Source organism: Neisseriales bacterium, assembly GCA_016699915.1.
GTDB lineage: Bacteria > Pseudomonadota > Gammaproteobacteria > Burkholderiales > Q3-R57-64 > Q3-R57-64.
This window is the reverse complement of sequence record CP064990.1, coordinates 400,976-421,342: the sequence shown is the minus strand read 5'-3', so window position 1 is coordinate 421,342 and position 20,367 is coordinate 400,976. Positions and strand designations below refer to the sequence as shown.

Below are 20,367 nucleotides of genomic sequence, written 5' to 3'. Positions count from 1 at the left end.
ACCTAACATTCTTTTACTGACCCTAACTATAGTACACTTCATCCCTATCGCCTATAACAAAGCCTTGAAGCGAATATTATGCTTTCGGTGTTTTGGTACGCGTTGGCTTTTTGGGTAAAATAGGTTTGGTAGCAGGATTCGTGGTGCGTTTTGTCCCTGCTGCTTTTTTAGTCGATGCTTTCGTTATTCCACGTTGACCTTTCACGGAAGTAGCAACAGCACCACGCGCCACAATAGGTGGTTCTTTTTTAGGTGGTTTGGGCGCTTTGCCAGCCATGATATCGTCAATTTGCGCCGTATCCAGCGTCTCCCATTCTAATAACGCTTTGGCCATTGCCTCAACTTTATCGCGGTTTTTATCCAGTAAGCGACGCGCTAACTGGTACTGCTGGTTGATCAATTGACGAATCGCATCATCAATTTGTTGCATCGTATGTTCTGAAACTGCCTTATGTGTCGTAATGGAACGCCCTAAAAAGACTTCACTATCATTTTCTCCATAGACCATCGGCCCCATCGCATCACTCATCCCATAGCGCGTGACCATATTACGTGCTAGCTGTGTTGCTTGCTCAAAATCATGGGAAGCACCCGTTGTCATCTGATGCATAAAGAGTTCTTCCGCTAAACGCCCGCCAAATAAAATCGCCATATTATTCAACAGATACTGCTTATCATACGCATAGCGGTCTTCCTTGGGTAATTGCATCGTTAATCCCAAAGCCCTTCCCCTTGGAATAATCGTCACTTTATGTACAGGATCGGCTTTAGGCAACAGTTTGGCAACCACAGTATGGCCTGCCTCATGGTAAGCCGTATTCCGTTTTTCATCTTCCGACATCACCATGCTCCGTCGCTCAGCACCCATCATGATTTTATCTTTGGCAAACTCAAAATCGCTCTGCTCAACGAGCGTTTTGCTACGTCGTGCAGCAGATAAAGCCGCTTCATTAACCAGGTTCGCTAAATCAGCTCCCGAAAAACCAGGTGTACCGCGTGCCAAGATGGCTGCTTCCACATCTTTGGCAGCGGGTACTTTACGCATATGGACTTTAAGAATTTGTTCACGCCCACGAATATCAGGTAACGGTACGGCCACTTGTCGGTCAAAACGCCCAGGTCGCTGCAAAGCAGGATCCAACACATCAGGTCGGTTTGTTGCGGCAATCACAATCACCATAGAATTGGTTTCAAAGCCATCCATTTCAACAAGCAATTGATTCAGCGTTTGTTCCCGTTCATCATTGCCACCGCCCAATCCCGCACCGCGCTGCCGACCTACTGCATCAATTTCATCAATAAAAATAATGCAAGGCGCATTTTTTTTTGCTTGTTCAAACATATCTCGAACACGCGATGCACCAATACCCACAAACATCTCTACAAATTCAGAGCCTGAAATACTAAAAAAAGGTACTTTGGCTTCGCCCGCAATAGCTTTAGCAAGTAAAGTTTTACCCGTACCGGGATTCCCATATAGCAAAACACCGCGTGGAATACGCCCCCCAAGGTTTTGATAGCGTTTTGGGTCACTTAAATAGTCAACCACCTCACTGACTTCTTCTTTCGCTTCATCGCAACCGGCCACATCACCAAAGGTTGTTTTGTTTTTATCTTTATCCAGAAGATGGGCTTTACTTTTTCCAAATGAAAAAGCGCCTCCCTTACCGCCTCCTTGCATCTGCCGCATGAAGAAAAACCACAAACCAAATAAAAGCAGCATCGGGAACCAACTGATAAATATTTGCAACAATAAAGATTGTTCTTTAGCAGGCTTTGCCTCAAAAGCTACCTGGTTTTTCAAGAGCTCGGGTACCAATTCATCATTCGCTGGTGCATAGGTAGAAAAGACGGAGCCGTCTTTACGCTTTACTTTTAGCCATTGTCCAGTACGCGATTGATCGCTTTCCATCGTCACAAGCTGGACTTTACCTTCACGCACTTCATGCACAATGAATTGCGAATAGATAATTTGCTGTTTATCTTTGCCCGACTTATGATAATAATTAAATATGGCCATTAACCCAATGCTGATAATGACCCATACGATGATATTTTTACCCAGATTTTTGATCACAAAACCCCCTCTTCATCCTGCCATATATATGTATTGTATCAAAGCTTATGTTTACCAATGAGAAATATCTCTTTAGAGTGACTTCTTGATGCGGGCGGTTTACGGCTCACCACCGTTTTAAACGCCTTTTTTAGAAAGGCTCTATACGGCAAGAATCCCTCGCCCTGAAAAACTTTCACCAAAAAGTGTCCACCCGGTCTTAAATGATCCTGTGTAAACGCTAAGGCAAGTTCTGCCAAAGCAAAAACACGACTTTGATCTAGAACACGATTTCCTGACATATTGGGAGCCATGTCCGATATTACAAGAGATGGCTTGGTTCCTTGCATCAACAAAAGTAACTGCTCAACAACCGATTGATTTCGAAAATCCCCTAAAATAAACGAAACACCTGCAATCGGCACCATCGGCAGGATATCCACCGCAAAAACATGCCCTGTTGAGCCTACAAGCGTTTGCGCAACCTGTGACCAACCGCCGGGCGAAGCACCCAAATCAACCAGTATCGTGCCCGAGCTAATCAAATGATCTTGCTGGTTAATAGCCAGCAGCTTATAAGCTGCTCGCGAACGATAGCCTGCTTGCTGTGCACGTTTGACCCAAGGATCTTCAATATGCTGTTTTAGCCATGCGCGGGTATGCTTAGGATGTGTCAACGATAGATGCTTTCGTCAAGTCACTTAATTAGGAATGAGTTAATTCACTTGTAATGGCTATAATTTCATACTCTTTTAGACCATTAGGCGTTTGTACTGCAATAACCTCCCCTAATTCCTTGCCGATGAGAGCACGCGCTAAGGGAGCACTGATCGATAAATGACCTAATTTGATATTAGCTTCTTCCTCGCCTACAATTTGATATTGCACTGTATCTTCTGTCATTAAATCTTTGAGTTGCACAATCATCCCAAATACCACTTGGGTGTAATCGGCTAAAGCTGCACAATCAATCACATCGGCCCATGATAGGGTATGTTCAAGCGTTTTAATGCGGTTTTCTATGAAACCTTGGCGCTCTTTTGCAGCATGATATTCCGCATTTTCAGATAAATCCCCATGCGAGCGCGCTTCGGCAATGGCCGCAATAATTTTTGGGCGCTCTTCTTGCTTTAAGCGGATAAGTTCTGCTTTCAAAAGCGCTGCGCCACGTGCAGTCAAAGGGACTCGATTGACTGCTTTTCGCATGCCATATACTCGTTATTTCGGTTAAGATGTTCGGAAATCGGATCAGGTTAAATGCACCATAGATTGTTTACCAACCATTTGATCGCCACCGCCTTAAAGCATACACTACATGATGGCACCAGAACAAGAGCTTACTTTATCTATCGAACAAATCGAGCGATTATTCGCACGCTTGGCACCCCGTGCCACCTTAACGGTTGAGCCGTTTATCAAAAAACTGTTCGCGGCCTGCCAAAATTCTCATTATTTAATGCTCACTTCAGATGAAGTAGCGCAATTACAGCAAGCCACACCCTTGGTTGGTACACCCCAATTTCCTGCGCCCTTGATCCTTGAACAAAATCGGCTATATGTTGGTCGCATATGGTTCGCTGAGCAAAAAATTGCCCGCTACCTGATACAACGTGCCAAGAATTTCCGTGATATTGATGCCTTGTATGCGATAACTTTACTGAATCAATTATTTCCTCAAGCATCTATTCAACAACAACAAGTTCTACTTTTAGCTTTGCGCAATGCATTACTTGTTGTAAGCGGTAAACCCCATACTGGTAAAACCATGCTCGCAGCCCAACTGACTGCTTGGTGCATTGCATACCAAGCCATGTGCCATCAAGTAGCGCTCGTTGCATTGGTCGCACCCAACCATCAATCCCTTTACGCATTAAACCAAGCACTAAACACCATACGAAAACTGCCCATCCTCAGCGAGACGGCACGAAGTAGATTGCCAAAAGAAGCCGTTACTTTGCATCAATTACTCTATAGCAATGCCTCACAATCCTATCATGCTGAGCATCCGTTACCTTTTGATGTTTTAATCGTTGATGAAGCTTCTAGCCTTGACATGGAGGACATGGCGCAGCTTGTTGATGCGCTACCCAGTTATGCAAAATTGATTATGCTTGGGAACCCGGCCTGTTTATCCACAGAACATAGTACAATTTTAACAGAGCTTTACCATACGCCCGTTTTTGGCACTACAACACAGCATTGGCTACATCAAATTGGTTTGCCACTAATCAGCACCAGTAAGCACACCATTGAGGATAGATTATCAGACTGTCTTGTTGTATTAGAAGCCATGCCCAGCAAAACACGCCACACAAAACTGACAGCATGGTGTCAAGCAGTTTTCAATGGTGAGCAAGAAAAGGTGGCAAAAGCATTGGAAGAGCAAAAGGGCATATCTTGCCCCATCACTTGGCATACCATTAGCGAGCCTGAATTAGCTCAGGAGGCACTCAATCAAAAAGCTGCTTATTTTAAAATCGCCACCATTGGTGAGCCTGAAGCTGCTTTTGCTGCCTTCTGGGATTTGATGCTGTTGACCACAACAAGTAGAGCGGCTTATACAATCAACGCTCAGCAGGAACGCCTGTTAGAAGCATCTGGACAAAAAAGTGCAGATTGGTATATCGGCAGACCCGTTGTGCTGTGCGATAAAAACAGCATTGATACGCTGTTTATCGGGGATATCGGATTAACCTTACCGACCGAATCTGGCTTGAGAGTTTATTTTCCAAAAATAACGGGGCAAGGTTATGACTGCTTTTTGCCAACACATCTGCCTAAAGTAACCACAGCATTAGCAATGCCTTACTTTAAAAGCCACACTAAGGCTATCAATCACTTATGGCTATGGTTGGCAAAAGATGAAGAAGAAAAACTTGACCGGGTGAGCCTACACGGTATCGTATCCAACGCCCAACAAAGCCTAACTTTGTTTGGTAGTAACCCACAAATTCTTGCCAAAATTGTTGCACATGAACGACCATTTGATCGGACGCTGCATTGGCGGTTAGGTTCACACGCTACTAGCCACACCAAAACAGCATCCGCATCAACTAATCAAAGTGAAGCTTAATACCATGTAATGCCTAGTTTTTCAGTGGATACAACTGTTCCGGCTTCACCTCGAACAATTTTATCAATATCTTCCAACGCACCGATAACGGCTCGTTTACCGCTAAGCCTTGCAAATTCGCAAGCCGCCTCAACCTTGGCGCCCATCGATCCTGCATCAAATTCCATACGGCCTATCTCATCTGGATGAGCTAATTTGATGGCACGAGCTTGCGGCGTACCCCAATCAACAAATACCGACGCTACATCCGTAGCAATCAAAAAGTAATCGGCTCGCACTTCTCTAGCTAGTAAACACGAAGCAAGATCTTTATCAATAACAGCAGCAATACCAGATAAGCGATTCGACGTTTGATCCAACATGGTCGGTATACCACCACCTCCCACCGCAATCACAATGACACCTTTTTCAATTAACCATTTGATCGGTTGTATCTCAAAAATGCGCTTAGGTTTTGGGCTGGGCACGACCCGACGAAAATATTTGCCATCGGCTTTAACAACCCACCCTCTTTCTTGAGCAAGGCGCTGCCCTTCTTCTTGATCATAAACCGGCCCTACAAACTTGGTTGGATGCTCAAAAGCCGGATCCTTCGCATCCACTTCAACTTGGGTCAATACGGTTACGACCGCTTTATCAGCAGGCAATGCATTGCCCAACTCCTGTTGGATCATATAACCAATCATGCCCTGTGTTTCAGCACCCAAAACATCCAGTGGGTAAGGAGTCACTTTAGCATCCACATATTTAGCATAAGCATCATTTTGTAGACTCAATAAACCAACCTGCGGGCCATTGCCGTGAGCCAAAACAAGTTCATGCTCTTGGGCAATTTTCGCCAGCTGTTTTGCAGCAATTTGCACGTTGCCGCGCTGATTCTCCGCAGTCATAGGTTCACCGCGCTTTTGTAAAGCATTACCTCCTAACGCTACAACAATTCGCATCATACTTTCCTTTTTCTAAACTCGAAGATATCCATAATCATAGCAACAACAGTCTATACAACATCTTGATCCTAACATTGCTTCAAGCATGCCTGGAAGGCATTGTACACCTATCGTTATGCCTTGCAGCCTATTTTTATAATCTTGGCTATTTTGGTAACAAAAATCCTGACTCAATGTGTGCAGTTTATGTTACAGATGGTTTTAGTGTTAAAATAGGATAAATTGGATAGCACAAAATACCTGAAGGAACCCTGTTAATGAATACAACTGATACAGTCAATACATCCATTAAATTCACAGATAGCTGCTGTAGTAAAGTACGAGAATTGATCACTGATGAAGGCAATCCTGCTCTAAAGTTACGTGTGTTTGTAAGCGGGGGTGGATGTGCTGGTTTTAAGTATGGCTTCACCTTTGATGAAATGGTGAATGATGACGATGTTTCTATTGAGTCAGCAGGTATCACATTTTTAATTGATTCGATAAGCTACCAGTATTTAGTTGGCGCAGAAATTGACTATCAAAAAAACCTAGAAGGTGAAGAGTTTGTCATCCATAACCCTAACGCTGTTACCACCTGTGGTTGTGGTTCATCGTTTTCAGCCTAAAGCCTAAATTTAGGTAACAACAGCTACCTTATACTGAATCTGTTGCTGTGCTATGTTAGTTTTGGTCTTTTGTTAATATGAAGCTGGTTGTACGGATGCCTTGCTTTCTAGCACTTGAAAAAAAAGTTCACCATGGCGGATCATACCAAGTTCGTACCGGGCACGCTCTTCGATAGCTTCGTCCCCAACCTTCAGGTCATTGATTTCAGCAGCCAAAGTTTCATTGCGCAGTTTAAGCTGTGCTACTTGTTCTATTTTTTGAGCAAGATCCTCATTCAATCGCCACACCCGCACAATACCACCCTTACCCAACCAAAATGAGCCTTGCAACAACAGTAATAATGCAATGAGTAGTAAAGTTAGCCGATTCATAACGGTTTCAAATAAGCCGATGCACCAGGATAAATCGCTTTATCACCTAATGCTTCTTCAATACGAAGCAGTTGGTTATACTTTGCAATACGATCCGAACGGGAAAGTGAGCCTGTTTTAATTTGCTTACAAGCAGTTGCTACGGCTAGGTCAGCAATCGTGCTGTCTTCTGTTTCGCCGGAGCGATGACTCATGACACAAGCATAGCCTGCCTGATAGGCAAGTTGCATCGTTTGCAATGTTTCTGTTAAGGTACCAATCTGATTGACCTTAATAAGAACAGCATTAGCAACACCCTGTTTGATGCCTTCAGCCAGCATGACTGGATTTGTCACAAAGATATCATCGCCAACCAATTGGATGCGCTGACCCAGCATTTCCGACAAGTAACGCCAACCCGCCCAATCCGCTTCACTCATCCCATCTTCAATCGAAATAATCGGATAAAGATCAACCAAATGTGCTAGATAATCCGAAAAAGCCTCTGCGCTCAGCATTAAACCATCCGCACTTAAATGATATTGACCTGCTTGGTAAAACTCGCTTGCCGCACAATCTAACGCTAAGCATACTTCCTTTCCGGGTAAGTAACCCGCCCTATCTGTAGCATCCAAAATTAATCGGATTGCATCTTCATGATGCTTCAAATTGGGCGCAAATCCTCCTTCATCACCTACAGCTGTAGAATAGCCTTTTTTTTGGCAAATCGCCTTTAATGCATGGAAGATTTCTGAGCCACAACGTAATGCTTCACTGAAACTCTTTGCGCCGATAGGTACAATCATAAATTCTTGGATATTCAATCCATTATTCGCATGAACACCCCCATTGATAATATTCATCATGGGGACGGGTAAATATAAAGATTCTGTTTTATTCAAATGGCGATAGAGCGGTTGGTTTGCTTCATGTGCTGCAGCTTTAGCTAAGGCAAGCGATACGGCTAAGATCGCATTCGCTCCTAATCGTGATTTATTCGCTGTGCCATCTAACGCAATCATGCGCTGATCAAGCGCAGCTTGGTCTTCAATATCACAACCAATCAATACTGCTTGGATTTCTGTATTGACAGATTGCACGGCTTGTTTTGTCCCTTTACCCCCATAACGCTTGATATCGCCATCACGTAACTCGCAAGCTTCTTTACTACCCACTGAAGCCCCAGACGGTACAGCAGCACGCCCCATCTTACCAGATGACAACCAGACATCCGCTTCAAGGGTCGGGTTACCACGTGAATCTAAAATCTCACGTGCCCGAATCGTACGAATGGTGGCCATGACTATTTTCTCACTCTCAATCGTTCCATTAACTTAAGTTAGTATGCAGATGACGCGTTGCGCGATAGGCAAGCGCTGCTTTGGCATAAGCATTAAAGAGCAAGTGGCCATCGAGCGGGGTAGATGTAAATTCAGGATGAAATTGGCAACCAATAAACCAAGGATGCTGTGGTAATTCAATCATTTCCACTAGCTTGTTGGAACCCAAAGAGCGTCCACTCACAACAAGACCAGCCTTTTCAAGTTCTGGCACATAGCGATTATTGATTTCATAGCGATGGCGATGGCGCTCAATAATTTCATCGGCTTGATAAATCGTCGCAGCCAGAGTAGATTTAGCTAATAAACAGCACTGGCCACCAAGACGCATGGTTCCACCTAAATGCCCACAATCATCCCGTTTTTCGATCTTGCCATCAAAGTTTAACCATTCTTCAATAAGTGCAACGACAGGATAAGCTGTATAGGGATCGAACTCAGTAGAATTAGCGTCTTGCCATCCCGCAACATGTCTTGCGTATTCAATCAACGCAATTTGCATACCCAAACAAATGCCAAGATACGGTACCTTATGCTCACGAGCAAAACGCACTGCCTCGATTTTTCCTTCAATACCACGTACCCCAAATCCGCCCGGCACTAGGATAGCATCCATATTACCTAGTAAAGCCTGCGCCCCTTCTGATAACATATTTTCAGAATCAATGTAATGAATATCAATTTTGGTATTGGTATGGATACTGGCATGTTTTAAAGCTTCCGAGAGGGATTTATAAGACTCGGTTAGATCAACATATTTACCGACCATGGCTATATCTACTTGGTGATGCAAGTGATCGTGAGCGTAAACAATGCGGTGCCACGCTGACAAGTCAGCAGCAGGGTTATCCAGCTTCAGTTGATCACAAATTAACTGATCAATGCCCTGTTCGTGTAACATATTTGGTACCTGATAAACTGAGGGCACATCATAGCAACTGAACACCGCTTCTTCTTCAACATTGCAAAATAATGCAATTTTGTCGCGCTCTTCGTTAGGTAAAGGCCGATCCATGCGACATAATAAAATATCGGGTTGTATACCAATTTCTCTGAGTTCTTTAACAGAATGTTGCGTTGGTTTAGTTTTAATTTCTCCTGCCATCGCAAGATAAGGCACGAAAGATAAATGCGCAAAAAGTGTTTGGTGACGACCTAGTTCAGCACGCATTTGCCGAATAGCTTCTAAAAAAGGCAGTGATTCAATATCTCCTACCGTTCCACCAATTTCGACGATAGCAATTTGTGCGCCTTGGGATCCGGCATGAATTTTGGCCTTAATTTCATCTGTAATGTGAGGAATAACCTGAACTGTACCGCCTAAATAGTCGCCATGTCGCTCTTTAGCAATCACCGATTCGTAGACTTGACCAGCTGTAAAATTGTTGCATTTTTTCATTTTGACCCGAATAAAGCGCTCATAGTGCCCTAGATCTAAGTCAGTTTCAGCACCATCTTCCGTGACAAACACTTCGCCGTGTTGAAAGGGGCTCATAGTGCCTGGGTCAACATTAATGTAAGGGTCAAGCTTGAGCATTGTCACATTAAGACGACGACTTTCCAAAATAGCTGCGATAGCAGCAGCAGCAATCCCCTTGCCCAAAGAAGAAACTACACCACCTGTCACAAATATGAATTTTGTCATGAATGTTTATGTATAAACATCACTAAAGCACTTCAAAATAAAGTAAATGAGGTAATCTGTCAGCATTGTAACGTTAAACTAAGCCCGCTTCAACTGACCAAATTTCTAAAGACATGGATATCGCACTGACTGCTAAGTTTATGATAGAATGTGGATTCATTTTTATTTTGGCGCAAGGTAAGGTTTAGTTATGACACAGTGCTGCAAAATAACTGGCAAAAAGCCAATGGTTGGATGTCGCGTTTCTCATGCACATAACAGAACAAAGCGACGGTTTTTGCCCAACCTACAATCACACCGGCTTTGGGTAGAAAGTGAGAACCGCTGGGTTCGTCTTTGTATATCAGCCGCTGGTCTACGCTTGATTGATAAATTAGGCATTGATGCCGTATTGTCACACTTGCGTTTGAAGGGTATGAAATAGTTTCATCGTCGCCATCTCATAGAGAGTTGCTGTCATGCGGGATAAAATCAAGCTTGAGTCCAGTGCTGGCACAGGACATTTTTACACTACCACGAAGAACAAACGCTCAACAGCCGAAAAAATAGAGATCAAAAAATTTGATCCTGTAGCACGTAAACATGTGCTGTACAAAGAAACCAAACTTAAGTAATCTATTCATTGGTTTCTTCAGTTTGCGATATAAAGAAATCGTAAACTAAATCGGCTCCCTTTCCTAGTTCACTGTTAATAATTGTGTGCTCGCTCGCAAAAATATGACCATCCCATATTTGATCAGTCAATCGTGTGTAACGGTATAGACGATCCGGATGCTTCATTAAAAAATGTAGTAAGCGAAATTCAGTTGGCTCTAATTTGATCAACTGATCTTGCATAACGCACACAATGGGAGATAGTCTCAAGCTGTCAATCACCTATGTGCAATATTGCTGCTGACAAATAAAGTTTACTGCGACAAAGCACTGCTTGAATACGCAAAATAGGAGAAAAAGGGTTGGTCATATAACCATCTTTTATCAATTGATTCTCTTCAAAAGATGAACTTGCAGGGTAGCATATACGATAACCAATACAATTTAAGTATCATCCTTTACGTTTCTTTTGTAAGATTGCGGGTTTAGGATGGAAAATTATTACTAATACAACATGGCAGACTATGCAATTGGCGATATTCATGGTTGCTTTGATACATTCATGCAGCTATTACAGCATATCGCTTTTAATCCAGGGCGAGATACGCTTTGGCTAACGGGTGATTTGGTTAATCGTGGTGCGCAGTCCTTGGAAGTATTGCGATGGGTAAAAGATCATGATCGGTGTGTTCAAACAGTGCTCGGAAACCATGATCTCCATCTTTTGGCTTCGTCAATAGGCTACAGCCAGCTTGAACAAGAAGATACATCAAGCAATATTTTACTCGCGAAGGACAGTCAATCGCTGCTAAACTGGCTTAGACATCAACCACTTCTGTTAGAAGTAGGCAATACACTCATTGTTCATGCTGGCTTATTACCAAAATGGTCTGTTGATCAGGCTCACCAACTGACGCAAGAAGTCAACGAATGTTTACAAAGTCCAACCTATCCACATTTTCTCATGCAACTTTACAGCAATAAAGTGATTCACTGCCAACAGCTTACCGATAGGATACGTCGCTTTAGAAAAACAATAAACGTCACAACACGCATGCGCTGCCTCACTCATGAAAGCAAATTAGACTTTTCTTATCAAGGTACCCTTGAAGAAATGCCATCACGATTAGTGCCTTGGTTTGCGTTACCCACCATTCGACCAGCACATTACACTGTTGTATTTGGACATTGGTCAGCTATTGGTCCTTTTGCTAGCAACCACGCATTAGCTATTGATGGAGGATGTGTTTGGGGTAAACAACTCGTGGCAGTTGATCTTGCAAGCCAACAAATATATGCCATACCGGGTACACTGTCTTCCTAAACAGGAAGATCTGCCTTATTTCATTTTCAACAATTGGCAGTGTGGACAATAAAAGCTACTTCGCCCTTGTTGTATCAAGCTCTGTATCGGCTTTTTACACCTTACACAAGGCTGGTTCGTGCGGCCATAAACTTTATGTTGATGCTGAAAATTGCCCAGCTGACCTTCAACAGACAAGAAGTCGCGTATAGTGCTACCTTTTGATTGGACAGCTTGTTTGAGTATAAAGCGTATTGAGTTCAGCAGTAAGCGCCATTGTAAATAAGAGAGGGTATTGGCAACTTTTGCCGGATGAATACCTGCCCTAAACAATATCTCACTTGCATAAATATTGCCAATACCTGCTATAAAAGATTGATCCAACAGCAATACCTTGATTGCAGAGCGTTTATGCTGGGCACGATAAATAATCCGCAGCATGAGCAGTGCTACTAAGTGGTTCTGGCCCTAATTTCGCCAAGCAAGGGTGATGAAAAGGGTCTTGTTCGCTCCATACAACATCCCCAAAACGTCTCGGATCATTAAAGCGCAAGACCGTGCGATTAGATAATATCCAATCAATGTGATCATGTTTGGTTGGTGCATAATAGTCCGGCATAAGTCGTAATCTGCCTGACATACCAAAATGGATAATCAGTGTACCGCGATCTAATGTGATCAATAAATATTTAGCGCGGCGCGCAACAGCGCATATTTGACTATTTGGCAATAAATCATCCAATGGTGGTAAACATTGGCGTAATTTGGCAGTGCGTAATACTACCTGTTTGATGAAAAGCCCTACGACGCGCTTTGCAAGTGCGGAACATATCGTTTCGACTTCTGGTAATTCAGGCATGGTTATTGAACGCAATCAACTTACAGCGTGCATTGTAATCAATTTTTTAGTGAACTTTTAAGGATAAGTCAAGTAAAAGTCGATGCCATGCCTGTGTGTCGTCATTACAAATAGCGTAAAATAATGCCAAGTTGGATAGTGGAAAGAAGCATAAGTGCGATGTTTTTTCAATCATTTGATGCGCCAGCCAAATTAAACTTGACGCTTACCCTGCTTAATTGTCGTCCAGATGGCTATCATAATATTCAAACGATTTTTCAGTTCATTGACCTTGCAGATAGCGTGGACATTGCCATACAACCACAAGGCGAGATCAAACTTATAACACCTGTAGCCAATATCCCCTTTGATCACAATTTAGTAATACGGGCTGCCAATCTTTTAAAACAAGCAACAGGCACTAAAAAAGGTGCTTTTATTCGCCTTATTAAACGCATTCCCATAGGTAGTGGTTTAGGAGGAGGAAGCTCCGATGCGGCTACCACATTAATTGCATTAAATCATCTATGGCAAACCCATTTATCACGAAATGCGTTGATGAAGCTTGCTATAAAGCTTGGTGCCGATATACCCGTATTTATCTTTGGGAAAAACGCTATCGGAGAGGGTATTGGTGAACAATTAACAGCATGCACATTGCCAAAAAAATGGTATGCGCTACTGTGCCCACCTATTTCAATCAGTACAAAAACCGTGTTTCAACAATGGAAATTGACAAGACGCACGGCACCAGCAATAATACCCAACCCATTAACGCCGAATTTATGGGTGAATGATTTAGAATCTGTCGTACGAAACCAGTATAAAATCGTGGATCAGGCAATGTTGGCATTATCGGCATACGGCACAGCACGAATGACTGGTTCAGGTAGCTGTGTATTTTTGGCTTGCGCATATAAAGCAGTTGCTCAACGTGTGGTGGTAGCTTGCCAAGGTAATTGGAAAAGTTATCTCGCCCGCGGCCTTGCGCAACACCCTTTGGTTGATTGGGTCAACGAATAATTGGGGAGTAGCCAAGTGGTAAGGCACCGGATTTTGATTCCGGCATTCGCAGGTTCAATCCCTGCCTCCCCAGCCAGTTTATCTTGAAAGACGTGGGATTATGTATGACACTTTATGACAACTTAATGGTATTCACAGGCTCTGCCAACACAGAATTAGCGAATTTAGTTGTGCAGCACTTAGATATTTCGTTAGGACGTGCTGCAGTGGGTCGTTTTGCGGATGGCGAAGTGTCGGTTGAACTATTAGAAAATGTGCGCGGCAGAGATGTGTTTATCCTGCAGTCGAGCTGTGCACCGACTAATGATAATCTCATGGAAATATTGACCATGGCTGATGCGCTGCAACGTGCCTCAGCGGGTCGTATCACTGCCGCTATTCCCTATTTCGGCTATGCACGTCAAGATAGGCGCCCTCGCTCAGCACGTGTACCCATTACTGCCAAATTAGTAGCCAATATGCTCACTTCTTCGGGCATTGACCGTTTGCTCACGCTTGATCTGCATGCTGACCAAATACAAGGATTTTTTGATATCCCGGTAGATAATGTGTATGCAACACCCGTTTTTTTAAAGGATATTGCAGCGCAACGTTTGCAGAATCTTGTTGTCGTGAGTCCAGATATTGGTGGAGTTGCACGAGCCCGAGCCACTGCCAAAGCAATCAATGCAGAACTGGCAATTATTGATAAACGTCGCCCCAATGCCAATGAAGCAGAAGTAATGAATGTCATTGGAGACATTGCTGACCGTGACTGCATCATTGTGGATGATATGATTGACACAGCCAAAACACTCTGTAAAGCCGCCAATGCCCTGAAGGAAAGAGGGGCAAAACATGTTCTAGCTTATGCTACGCATGCGGTATTTTCCAGTCAAGCCATTACGCTCATCGCGCATTCAGATATTGATCAAGTCGTGGTGACCGATTCTATTCCACTGAGCGCCGAAGGCAGGTCATGCGATCGCATTCGTGTGGTATCGGTTGCTGGTTTGATTGCTGAGACCCTACGACGGATTAGTAATGAAGAATCAGTATCGTATCTTTTTAACGAAAAAACACTGGCCGTCGAAACACAAACTTCATGAACCATCTCATTTTAAAATAGGCTACTAATATGGAATTTACGCTCACAGCAACCCATCGCAACAAGTCTGGCACTTCGGCAAGTCGCTATCTGCGTCGATCAGGTCAAATACCTGCAGTGATATATGGCAACGACCAGCCAGCATCTGCTATTGCACTTGATCATAAAGAAATCTACTACGCACTTAAAAATGAAGCATTTCATAGTTCTGTCATTTCTATGACATTGGATGACAAAACCGAATCGGTTATTGTGCGACAATTTCAGATGCATCCTTTTAAGCCACAATTGCAACATATTGATTTTCAACGTGTTGATTTGAAAAAAGCAATGCAACTTAAAATTGCGCTACATTTTATTAATGAAGATATATCACCCGCTGTTAAACTACAAGGCCATCGGGTGACGCATTTATTCAATGAAGTAGAGATGCGGGCACTTCCTAGCAAAATGCCAACCTTCATTGAGGTAGATCTAGCTCAAATCAACGCTGGTGAAGTGGTGCGTCTTTCTGATCTAGTTGTACCAGAAGGCACGGAGCTCGTTGATTTACTGCGAGGGGACGACACTATCATTGCTTCTACAACCAATAAATCCAGTATGACAGAAGAAATTGAGGCAACCGCTACCGATACTGCCGCAACAGCTGAAACTGTCAAAAGTGATGACAAAGCCGACAATTAATCCAACCTGATTGGAGTCGTTGGTAATTTGTAAAACAATATGCCTGCTATTCGTCTCATTGTTGGGTTGGGAAACCCTGGCAAACAGTATGCTTTAACTCGGCATAATGTTGGGCGTTGGCTCTTAGATGCGTGGCATGTTGCCATAGCTGCCCCAGCTTGGAAAACAGAACATCAGTTTTTTGCGCAGTTATCTCATGTAGCAAAACCTGATCAAGCTGGCCATTGGCTGCTTAAGCCAACCACTTACATGAATATGTCCGGCCAGGCAGTATCTGCCTTGGTGCGCTTTTATAAAATCCCTATTGACAGCATTCTCATCCTACATGATGAATTAGATTTTCCAGCTGGCATGGCACGATTTAAATATGGTGGTGGGCATAATGGGCATAACGGCCTAAAAAATATTATCGCTCAATTGGGCAACAACCATTTTTGGCGTTTGCGCCTTGGTATTCAACCCACCCACAAACAAGAAGATATGAAAGATTATGTGCTTAGCATTCCTTCCGGCATGGAAAAACAGCAGTTGACCCATGCTGTTTCTGATGCATTAGCTGCACTGCCTCTTATTTTTGATAATATGGATAAAGCTATTCAAATCCTGCATAGCGACGCATCAAAACGTAGTAATAGGATCGTTTGATCTTTTATTTTTGCGAAAGGCATGAATCCATCATGGGTTTACAGTGTGGCATTGTAGGATTACCCAACGTTGGCAAATCAACTTTGTTTAATGCGCTAACGCAAGCCGGTGTCAGTGCCGCGAACTATCCATTTTGTACGATTGACCCGAATGTCGGTATTGTTGAAGTACCTGATCAACGTTTAACAATGCTTGCTCATATTGTACATCCTCAAAAAATACAACCTGCTACCGTAGAATTCGTTGATATTGCAGGACTCGTATCTGGCGCTTCCCAAGGCGAAGGATTGGGCAACCAATTTTTAGCAAATATCCGCAATACCGACGCCATTATCCATGTTGTGCGTTGTTTTGAGGATCCCAACATCCTGCATGTTGCCAATCAGATTAATCCAGTTGCTGATATAGACACCATCCATTTAGAACTAATGCTATCTGACTTAGTCATGATTGAAAAAGCATTACATCAATGTAAAGGCAATCGAAATACCACGCAAACTAATCAACCTCTTTATGCGGTGCTCCATAAAGCGCAACAGGCGCTCAACGCTGAACAATGGTTGCGGCAGCTTAGCTTTGACAACGAAGAAAAGCGGCTATTAAAACCGTTTGGTTTACTCACCTTAAAACCAGTTTTATATGTCGCTAATGTGGCAGAGGATGGTTTTTCAGACAATAGTCTCCTAGCACAACTCCAAGAAAAAGCACAGCAAGATCATACTCCAACTGTTGCGTTATGTGCAGCTATAGAGGAACAAATTGCTGATTTAAGCAATGAAGATAAGGCAGTTTTTTTGTCGGCCATGCAACTTACTGAACCTGGCCTGAACCGCTTGATTCGTGAAGCCTATCAACTGTTAAAATTACAAACCTATTTTACAGCGGGTCCCAAAGAAGTACGTGCATGGACTATCCCAACTGGATGGACAGCTTCCCAAGCCGCTGGTGTTATTCACACTGATTTTGAAAAAGGATTTATCCGAGCACAAACAATTGCTTTTGAGGACTTTATCGCATATGGTGGCGAACAAGGCGCCAAAGAACATGGTAAAATGCGCACTGAAGGCAAAGATTATTTACCAAAAGATGGCGATGTTATGCATTTCTTATTCAACTTGTAACCAGTTTATGAATCCGTTATGCAACACTTGCTTTTTTTGCTTAAAATCTGGATAATTGCCGAGTCGTTAACAACTCTAAATGGTTTTAGCTATTAAGAAACTATGCTTTATGGGTCGCCAGTTAGGGATCCACATCAAAACAATCTACTTATCACGCTTTATTGAATTTTTAAGATCTGCTTTGTTTAAGGCAGGCTATGTTATCGCCCCAGGTTGGCGCTATGTTATGCGCCTAGCCAATTGCCTTCGCTTTACCTGTTGTGTCCAACCACAAAAAAAATGGATCATTTGTGTCCTATTGTATCTGACTATTATGGTGCCAGTAGGTGCCACAGATGATGCATGTAGCGATCAATTGCCCACCACAATGCATAAAGCAGATCATCCAGATCCAGCTAAGCCTTATTGTAAAAAAGGTGAAGCTTCTTGGTACGGCTCTTATTTTCATGGGAAAAAAACTTCTTCGGGCGAACGTTTTGATATGCATGAAATGACAGCAGCACACCGCACATTGCCCATTCCAAGCTATGCAAAAGTCACGAATTTACACAACGGTAAGTCCATTATCGTACGCATTAACGACAGAGGACCGTTCAAAAAACAACGTATTATTGACCTATCTTACGCCGCAGCACATCAGTTAGGATTTGTTGAAAAAGGGCATACAGCTGTCTCGATTGAGGCACTATAGCAGTCAGGATAGCCCAATTACATAATACTTTGTTTGAACTTACCCTGTAATATGGCAGTGCAAATGCATGACTTCCTGCCCACCATTAGATCCCGTATTAATGATGGTTCTAAACCCCGCTTCTAAACCATTTTGCATAGCGAGCGTTTTAGCAAGTAACAGTAAACGCCCTAAAAAATCTGCATCGGATGTGGTCAATTCTAGGAGTGAAGCAACATGTTTTTTGGGCACAACCAAAAAATGTGTCGGTGCAATGGGGTGGATATCATGAAAAGCAAAAAATAACTCGTCTTCATAAATTTTTTTGCTAGGTATTTCGCACGCACAAATCTGACAAAAAATACATTGACTCATTGTTGTTCCTATTGGATATTTAGCAATCGGCGTGTCATGACCAATCATATCATTGTACGATGACCATTACCTTTCGTGAGCTCTTAACAAATACACATTTACCCAGACATGAAGCACGTCTGTTATTGCAACATGTCAGCCAACTAACACATGCACAGTTGGTTGCAAAAGATCAAAATAGCGTTCCTGAAAAAATACAGCAACATTTTAAAGCATTCGTTAAAGCGCGACAAATGGGTCAACCGATTGCCTATTTAATCGGCATGCGTGAATTTTATCAACGTCCATTCTTGGTTAGTCCTGCTACGTTAATACCGCGTCCTGATACCGAGCTAGTCATTGATACAGCACTGTCTTTATTCAATAAGGCATCAGCAAAAACCATTTTGGATCTTGGTACTGGTAGTGGCATCATTGCCATTACGCTAGCATTGGAAGAGCCAATTTGGCAGCTTAGCGCAATAGATTGTAGTGCCCAAGCTTTAAAAATAGCTATGCAAAACGCCAGAACTTTGCATGCAACAGTGCGTTTTATGCTAGGTCATTGGTTTGAACCCGTTTCCTTAAAACCATCAAAATTTGATATGATTGTCGCTAATCCACCCTACATTGCAGCGCATGATCCGCATTTAAAAATGGGTGATTTACGTTTTGAGCCACAAGATGCCTTAACCGATTACGGTGATGGTTTGGCGCATTTAGCGCATATTATTCATCAAGCACCACACTTTTTAGTCAATAAGGGTTGGTTAGTACTAGAACATGGTTTTTCGCAAGGCAAAGCTGTACGAACCATGCTACGACAAAATAGCTTTGTAGCTGTACGCACGGAGCGTGACCTCGCAAATAAAGAACGCGTCAGCGTGGGTCAATATTTATCTGATTCGTTACTATGCGCCCCTTAACTGCTTTTATTAATACCCGGTACCTTCGTCATAATTATCGGTGGCTTAAAGCCCAGCATAAAGGACCATTGCTTGCTGTAATTAAATCAAATGCATATGGGCATGGTATGATCCCTTGTGCGAGAGCTTTAGCTGATATAGCTGATGGATTTGCCGTCATGCACCTTGAGGAAGCACGCTTGCTTCGAGCAGAAGGAATCCATCTGCCCATTTTGTTGTTAGAGGGTGTCTTATCAAAAACAGAACTACTGTTGGTTGCCAAACAAAATCTTTGGTTATCTGTACAAAGCTCAGAACAGATTAACACCTTGTTGTCAGCTCACTTGCCAACTGCTTTACAAATATGGCTCAAAATGGATACTGGATTATGTCGCGGCGGTATATTGCCTGCACACTATGCACAAGCATACAAGCAGTTAGCCCATCACCAGAATGTTCAACAAATCGTCTATATGACCCACTTTGCTTGTGCTGACGATTTACATCATCCGATGACTAATCTCCAAATTGCACAATTTGACCAAGCCTGCTCATCGCTACCCAAAAACCCTGTTAGTAGTGCGGCATCATCTGCTATTTTAGGTCATCCTAACACCCATCGTGGATGGGGTAGAGCAGGACTTGCTTTATATGGTATTAGCCCACTTATACAAGATGTCCCTCATGCACTAAAACCAGTCATGACCTTTTCAACACATTTATTTGATATACATGATGTACCAGCTGGGCAATATATAGGTTATGGAGCAACCTATCAAACGATTCGCCCAAGCAAAATAGGACTCATTACGTGTGGTTACGGCGATGGCTATCCAAGGCTTGTCTCAAGTGGTATTCCTGTGCGTTTGCATCACACTAATTGCCCCATTGTTGGCCGACCATCCATGAACCTTATCACCATTGATTTGACAAATGTATTATCCCCCAAAATAGGAACATCTGTTGAATTATGGGGAAATCATATTAGCGTCAATACCATCGCACAAGCTGCAGGTACAAGTGCCTATGAAGTCTTTTGTCATGTTAAACCAAATCGGCTAGTTTACCCTACCCTCGGTAAAGATACCGCTTCAAATAGCATCAGTTGACGCTAGCAAAATAT

General features: G+C 43.0%; 24 protein-coding genes and 1 tRNA gene. 14 read left to right on the top strand and 11 right to left on the bottom strand.

Translation table 11 applies throughout. The features are described 5' to 3' along the window. Positions 1 to 76 precede the first annotated feature (76 nt). Genes ftsH through greA form a run of 3 tightly spaced genes read right to left on the bottom strand, consistent with a single transcriptional unit; the run spans position 77 to position 3,262 of the window. The gene (gene ftsH / locus IPK86_02025; protein QQS17044.1) at positions 77 to 2,074 is read right to left on the bottom strand and encodes an ATP-dependent zinc metalloprotease FtsH; all 1,998 of its coding nucleotides are present in this window, start codon (positions 2,072 to 2,074) and stop codon (positions 77 to 79) included. Between the two features lie 41 nt (positions 2,075 to 2,115). After that, entirely contained in the window at positions 2,116 to 2,733 is a 618-nt protein-coding gene (locus tag IPK86_02020) for an RlmE family RNA methyltransferase (GenBank protein ID QQS16974.1), read from the bottom strand. 28 nt (positions 2,734 to 2,761) lie between these two features. Continuing rightward, on the bottom strand, positions 2,762 to 3,262 hold the full coding sequence (greA, locus tag IPK86_02015) for a transcription elongation factor GreA (protein QQS16973.1): 501 nt from the start codon (positions 3,260 to 3,262) through the stop codon (positions 2,762 to 2,764). A gap of 109 nt (positions 3,263 to 3,371) precedes the next feature. On the opposite strand from greA, the gene IPK86_02010 reads away from it, so the two are divergent. Then, complete coding sequence (locus IPK86_02010; GenBank protein ID QQS16972.1) at positions 3,372 to 5,129, top strand: AAA family ATPase; 1,758 nt, start codon at positions 3,372 to 3,374, stop codon at positions 5,127 to 5,129. On the opposite strand, the gene arcC is transcribed toward IPK86_02010, so the two are convergent. Beyond that, positions 5,126 to 6,073, bottom strand: coding sequence for a carbamate kinase (arcC, locus tag IPK86_02005; GenBank protein ID QQS17043.1), 948 nt, complete (start codon positions 6,071 to 6,073; stop codon positions 5,126 to 5,128). The genes IPK86_02010 and arcC overlap by 4 nt on opposite strands. 260 nt (positions 6,074 to 6,333) lie before the next feature. Here arcC and erpA point away from each other — a divergent pair, with 260 nt between their 5' ends. Next, complete coding sequence (erpA, locus tag IPK86_02000; protein QQS16971.1) at positions 6,334 to 6,684, top strand: iron-sulfur cluster insertion protein ErpA; 351 nt, start codon at positions 6,334 to 6,336, stop codon at positions 6,682 to 6,684. A 72-nt stretch (positions 6,685 to 6,756) separates the two neighbouring features. Here erpA and ftsB read toward each other — a convergent pair whose 3' ends face one another. The 3 genes from ftsB to IPK86_01985 are packed head-to-tail and all read right to left on the bottom strand — an operon-like array spanning position 6,757 to position 10,020. Next, positions 6,757 to 7,056 (bottom strand): cell division protein FtsB, encoded by a 300-nt coding sequence (gene ftsB, locus IPK86_01995; protein ID QQS16970.1) that lies wholly within the window; start codon positions 7,054 to 7,056, stop codon positions 6,757 to 6,759. Continuing rightward, positions 7,053 to 8,336 carry a phosphopyruvate hydratase gene (gene eno, locus IPK86_01990; GenBank protein ID QQS16969.1) on the bottom strand — a complete coding sequence of 428 codons (1,284 nt, stop codon included), beginning with the start codon at positions 8,334 to 8,336 and terminating at the stop codon, positions 7,053 to 7,055. The genes ftsB and eno overlap by 4 nt, the downstream gene beginning before the upstream one ends. A gap of 28 nt (positions 8,337 to 8,364) precedes the next feature. After that, entirely contained in the window at positions 8,365 to 10,020 is a 1,656-nt protein-coding gene (locus IPK86_01985; GenBank protein QQS16968.1) for a CTP synthase, read from the bottom strand. Between the two features lie 190 nt (positions 10,021 to 10,210). On the opposite strand from IPK86_01985, the gene rpmB reads away from it, so the two are divergent. Together rpmB and rpmG are read left to right on the top strand one after the other, a co-directional pair. Beyond that, a complete protein-coding gene (rpmB, locus tag IPK86_01980) occupies positions 10,211 to 10,444 on the top strand; it encodes a 50S ribosomal protein L28 (protein QQS16967.1) in 234 nt (77 codons plus the stop codon). Between the two features lie 34 nt (positions 10,445 to 10,478). Next, a complete protein-coding gene (gene rpmG, locus IPK86_01975) occupies positions 10,479 to 10,634 on the top strand; it encodes a 50S ribosomal protein L33 (GenBank protein ID QQS16966.1) in 156 nt (51 codons plus the stop codon). Position 10,635: 1 nt separating this feature from the next. Here rpmG and IPK86_01970 read toward each other — a convergent pair whose 3' ends face one another. Next, on the bottom strand, positions 10,636 to 10,857 hold the full coding sequence (locus IPK86_01970; GenBank protein ID QQS16965.1) for a winged helix-turn-helix domain-containing protein: 222 nt from the start codon (positions 10,855 to 10,857) through the stop codon (positions 10,636 to 10,638). A 271-nt stretch (positions 10,858 to 11,128) separates the two neighbouring features. Between IPK86_01970 and IPK86_01965 the strand changes: the two genes are divergently transcribed. Further along, on the top strand, positions 11,129 to 11,938 hold the full coding sequence (locus tag IPK86_01965; protein QQS16964.1) for a symmetrical bis(5'-nucleosyl)-tetraphosphatase: 810 nt from the start codon (positions 11,129 to 11,131) through the stop codon (positions 11,936 to 11,938). A gap of 15 nt (positions 11,939 to 11,953) precedes the next feature. Here the strand turns inward: IPK86_01965 and IPK86_01960 are convergent, their stop codons facing one another. Next, positions 11,954 to 12,358: a hypothetical protein gene (locus IPK86_01960; GenBank protein QQS16963.1), complete on the bottom strand. Its 405-nt coding sequence runs from the start codon at positions 12,356 to 12,358 to the stop codon at positions 11,954 to 11,956. Further along, a complete protein-coding gene (locus tag IPK86_01955; protein QQS16962.1) occupies positions 12,327 to 12,776 on the bottom strand; it encodes a hypothetical protein in 450 nt (149 codons plus the stop codon). The genes IPK86_01960 and IPK86_01955 overlap by 32 nt, the downstream gene beginning before the upstream one ends. Before the next feature lie 150 nt (positions 12,777 to 12,926). Here IPK86_01955 and ispE point away from each other — a divergent pair, with 150 nt between their 5' ends. From ispE to IPK86_01920, 7 genes are all read left to right on the top strand, one after another. Next, positions 12,927 to 13,778, top strand: a complete 852-nt coding sequence (gene ispE, locus IPK86_01950) for a 4-(cytidine 5'-diphospho)-2-C-methyl-D-erythritol kinase (protein ID QQS17042.1) — start codon at positions 12,927 to 12,929, stop codon at positions 13,776 to 13,778. Position 13,779: 1 nt separating this feature from the next. Further along, positions 13,780 to 13,854: transfer RNA gene (locus IPK86_01945), tRNA-Gln, on the top strand. Between the two features lie 28 nt (positions 13,855 to 13,882). Beyond that, positions 13,883 to 14,866: a ribose-phosphate pyrophosphokinase gene (locus tag IPK86_01940; GenBank protein QQS16961.1), complete on the top strand. Its 984-nt coding sequence runs from the start codon at positions 13,883 to 13,885 to the stop codon at positions 14,864 to 14,866. A gap of 29 nt (positions 14,867 to 14,895) precedes the next feature. Further along, positions 14,896 to 15,549, top strand: coding sequence for a 50S ribosomal protein L25/general stress protein Ctc (locus IPK86_01935; GenBank protein ID QQS16960.1), 654 nt, complete (start codon positions 14,896 to 14,898; stop codon positions 15,547 to 15,549). A gap of 39 nt (positions 15,550 to 15,588) precedes the next feature. Next, positions 15,589 to 16,194 carry an aminoacyl-tRNA hydrolase gene (pth, locus tag IPK86_01930; GenBank protein ID QQS16959.1) on the top strand — a complete coding sequence of 202 codons (606 nt, stop codon included), beginning with the start codon at positions 15,589 to 15,591 and terminating at the stop codon, positions 16,192 to 16,194. Positions 16,195 to 16,226: 32 nt separating this feature from the next. Further along, on the top strand, positions 16,227 to 17,315 hold the full coding sequence (gene ychF, locus IPK86_01925) for a redox-regulated ATPase YchF (GenBank protein ID QQS16958.1): 1,089 nt from the start codon (positions 16,227 to 16,229) through the stop codon (positions 17,313 to 17,315). Positions 17,316 to 17,541: 226 nt separating this feature from the next. Beyond that, complete coding sequence (locus IPK86_01920; protein QQS17041.1) at positions 17,542 to 18,006, top strand: septal ring lytic transglycosylase RlpA family protein; 465 nt, start codon at positions 17,542 to 17,544, stop codon at positions 18,004 to 18,006. Between the two features lie 39 nt (positions 18,007 to 18,045). Here IPK86_01920 and IPK86_01915 read toward each other — a convergent pair whose 3' ends face one another. Beyond that, positions 18,046 to 18,360 carry a histidine triad nucleotide-binding protein gene (locus tag IPK86_01915; protein QQS17040.1) on the bottom strand — a complete coding sequence of 105 codons (315 nt, stop codon included), beginning with the start codon at positions 18,358 to 18,360 and terminating at the stop codon, positions 18,046 to 18,048. A gap of 59 nt (positions 18,361 to 18,419) precedes the next feature. Here IPK86_01915 and prmC point away from each other — a divergent pair, with 59 nt between their 5' ends. Together prmC and alr are read left to right on the top strand one after the other, a co-directional pair. Continuing rightward, entirely contained in the window at positions 18,420 to 19,265 is an 846-nt protein-coding gene (prmC, locus tag IPK86_01910) for a peptide chain release factor N(5)-glutamine methyltransferase (protein ID QQS16957.1), read from the top strand. Further along, positions 19,253 to 20,353 carry an alanine racemase gene (alr, locus tag IPK86_01905; protein QQS16956.1) on the top strand — a complete coding sequence of 367 codons (1,101 nt, stop codon included), beginning with the start codon at positions 19,253 to 19,255 and terminating at the stop codon, positions 20,351 to 20,353. Before prmC ends, alr begins: the two co-directional genes overlap by 13 nt. Positions 20,354 to 20,367: the final 14 nt, after the last annotated feature.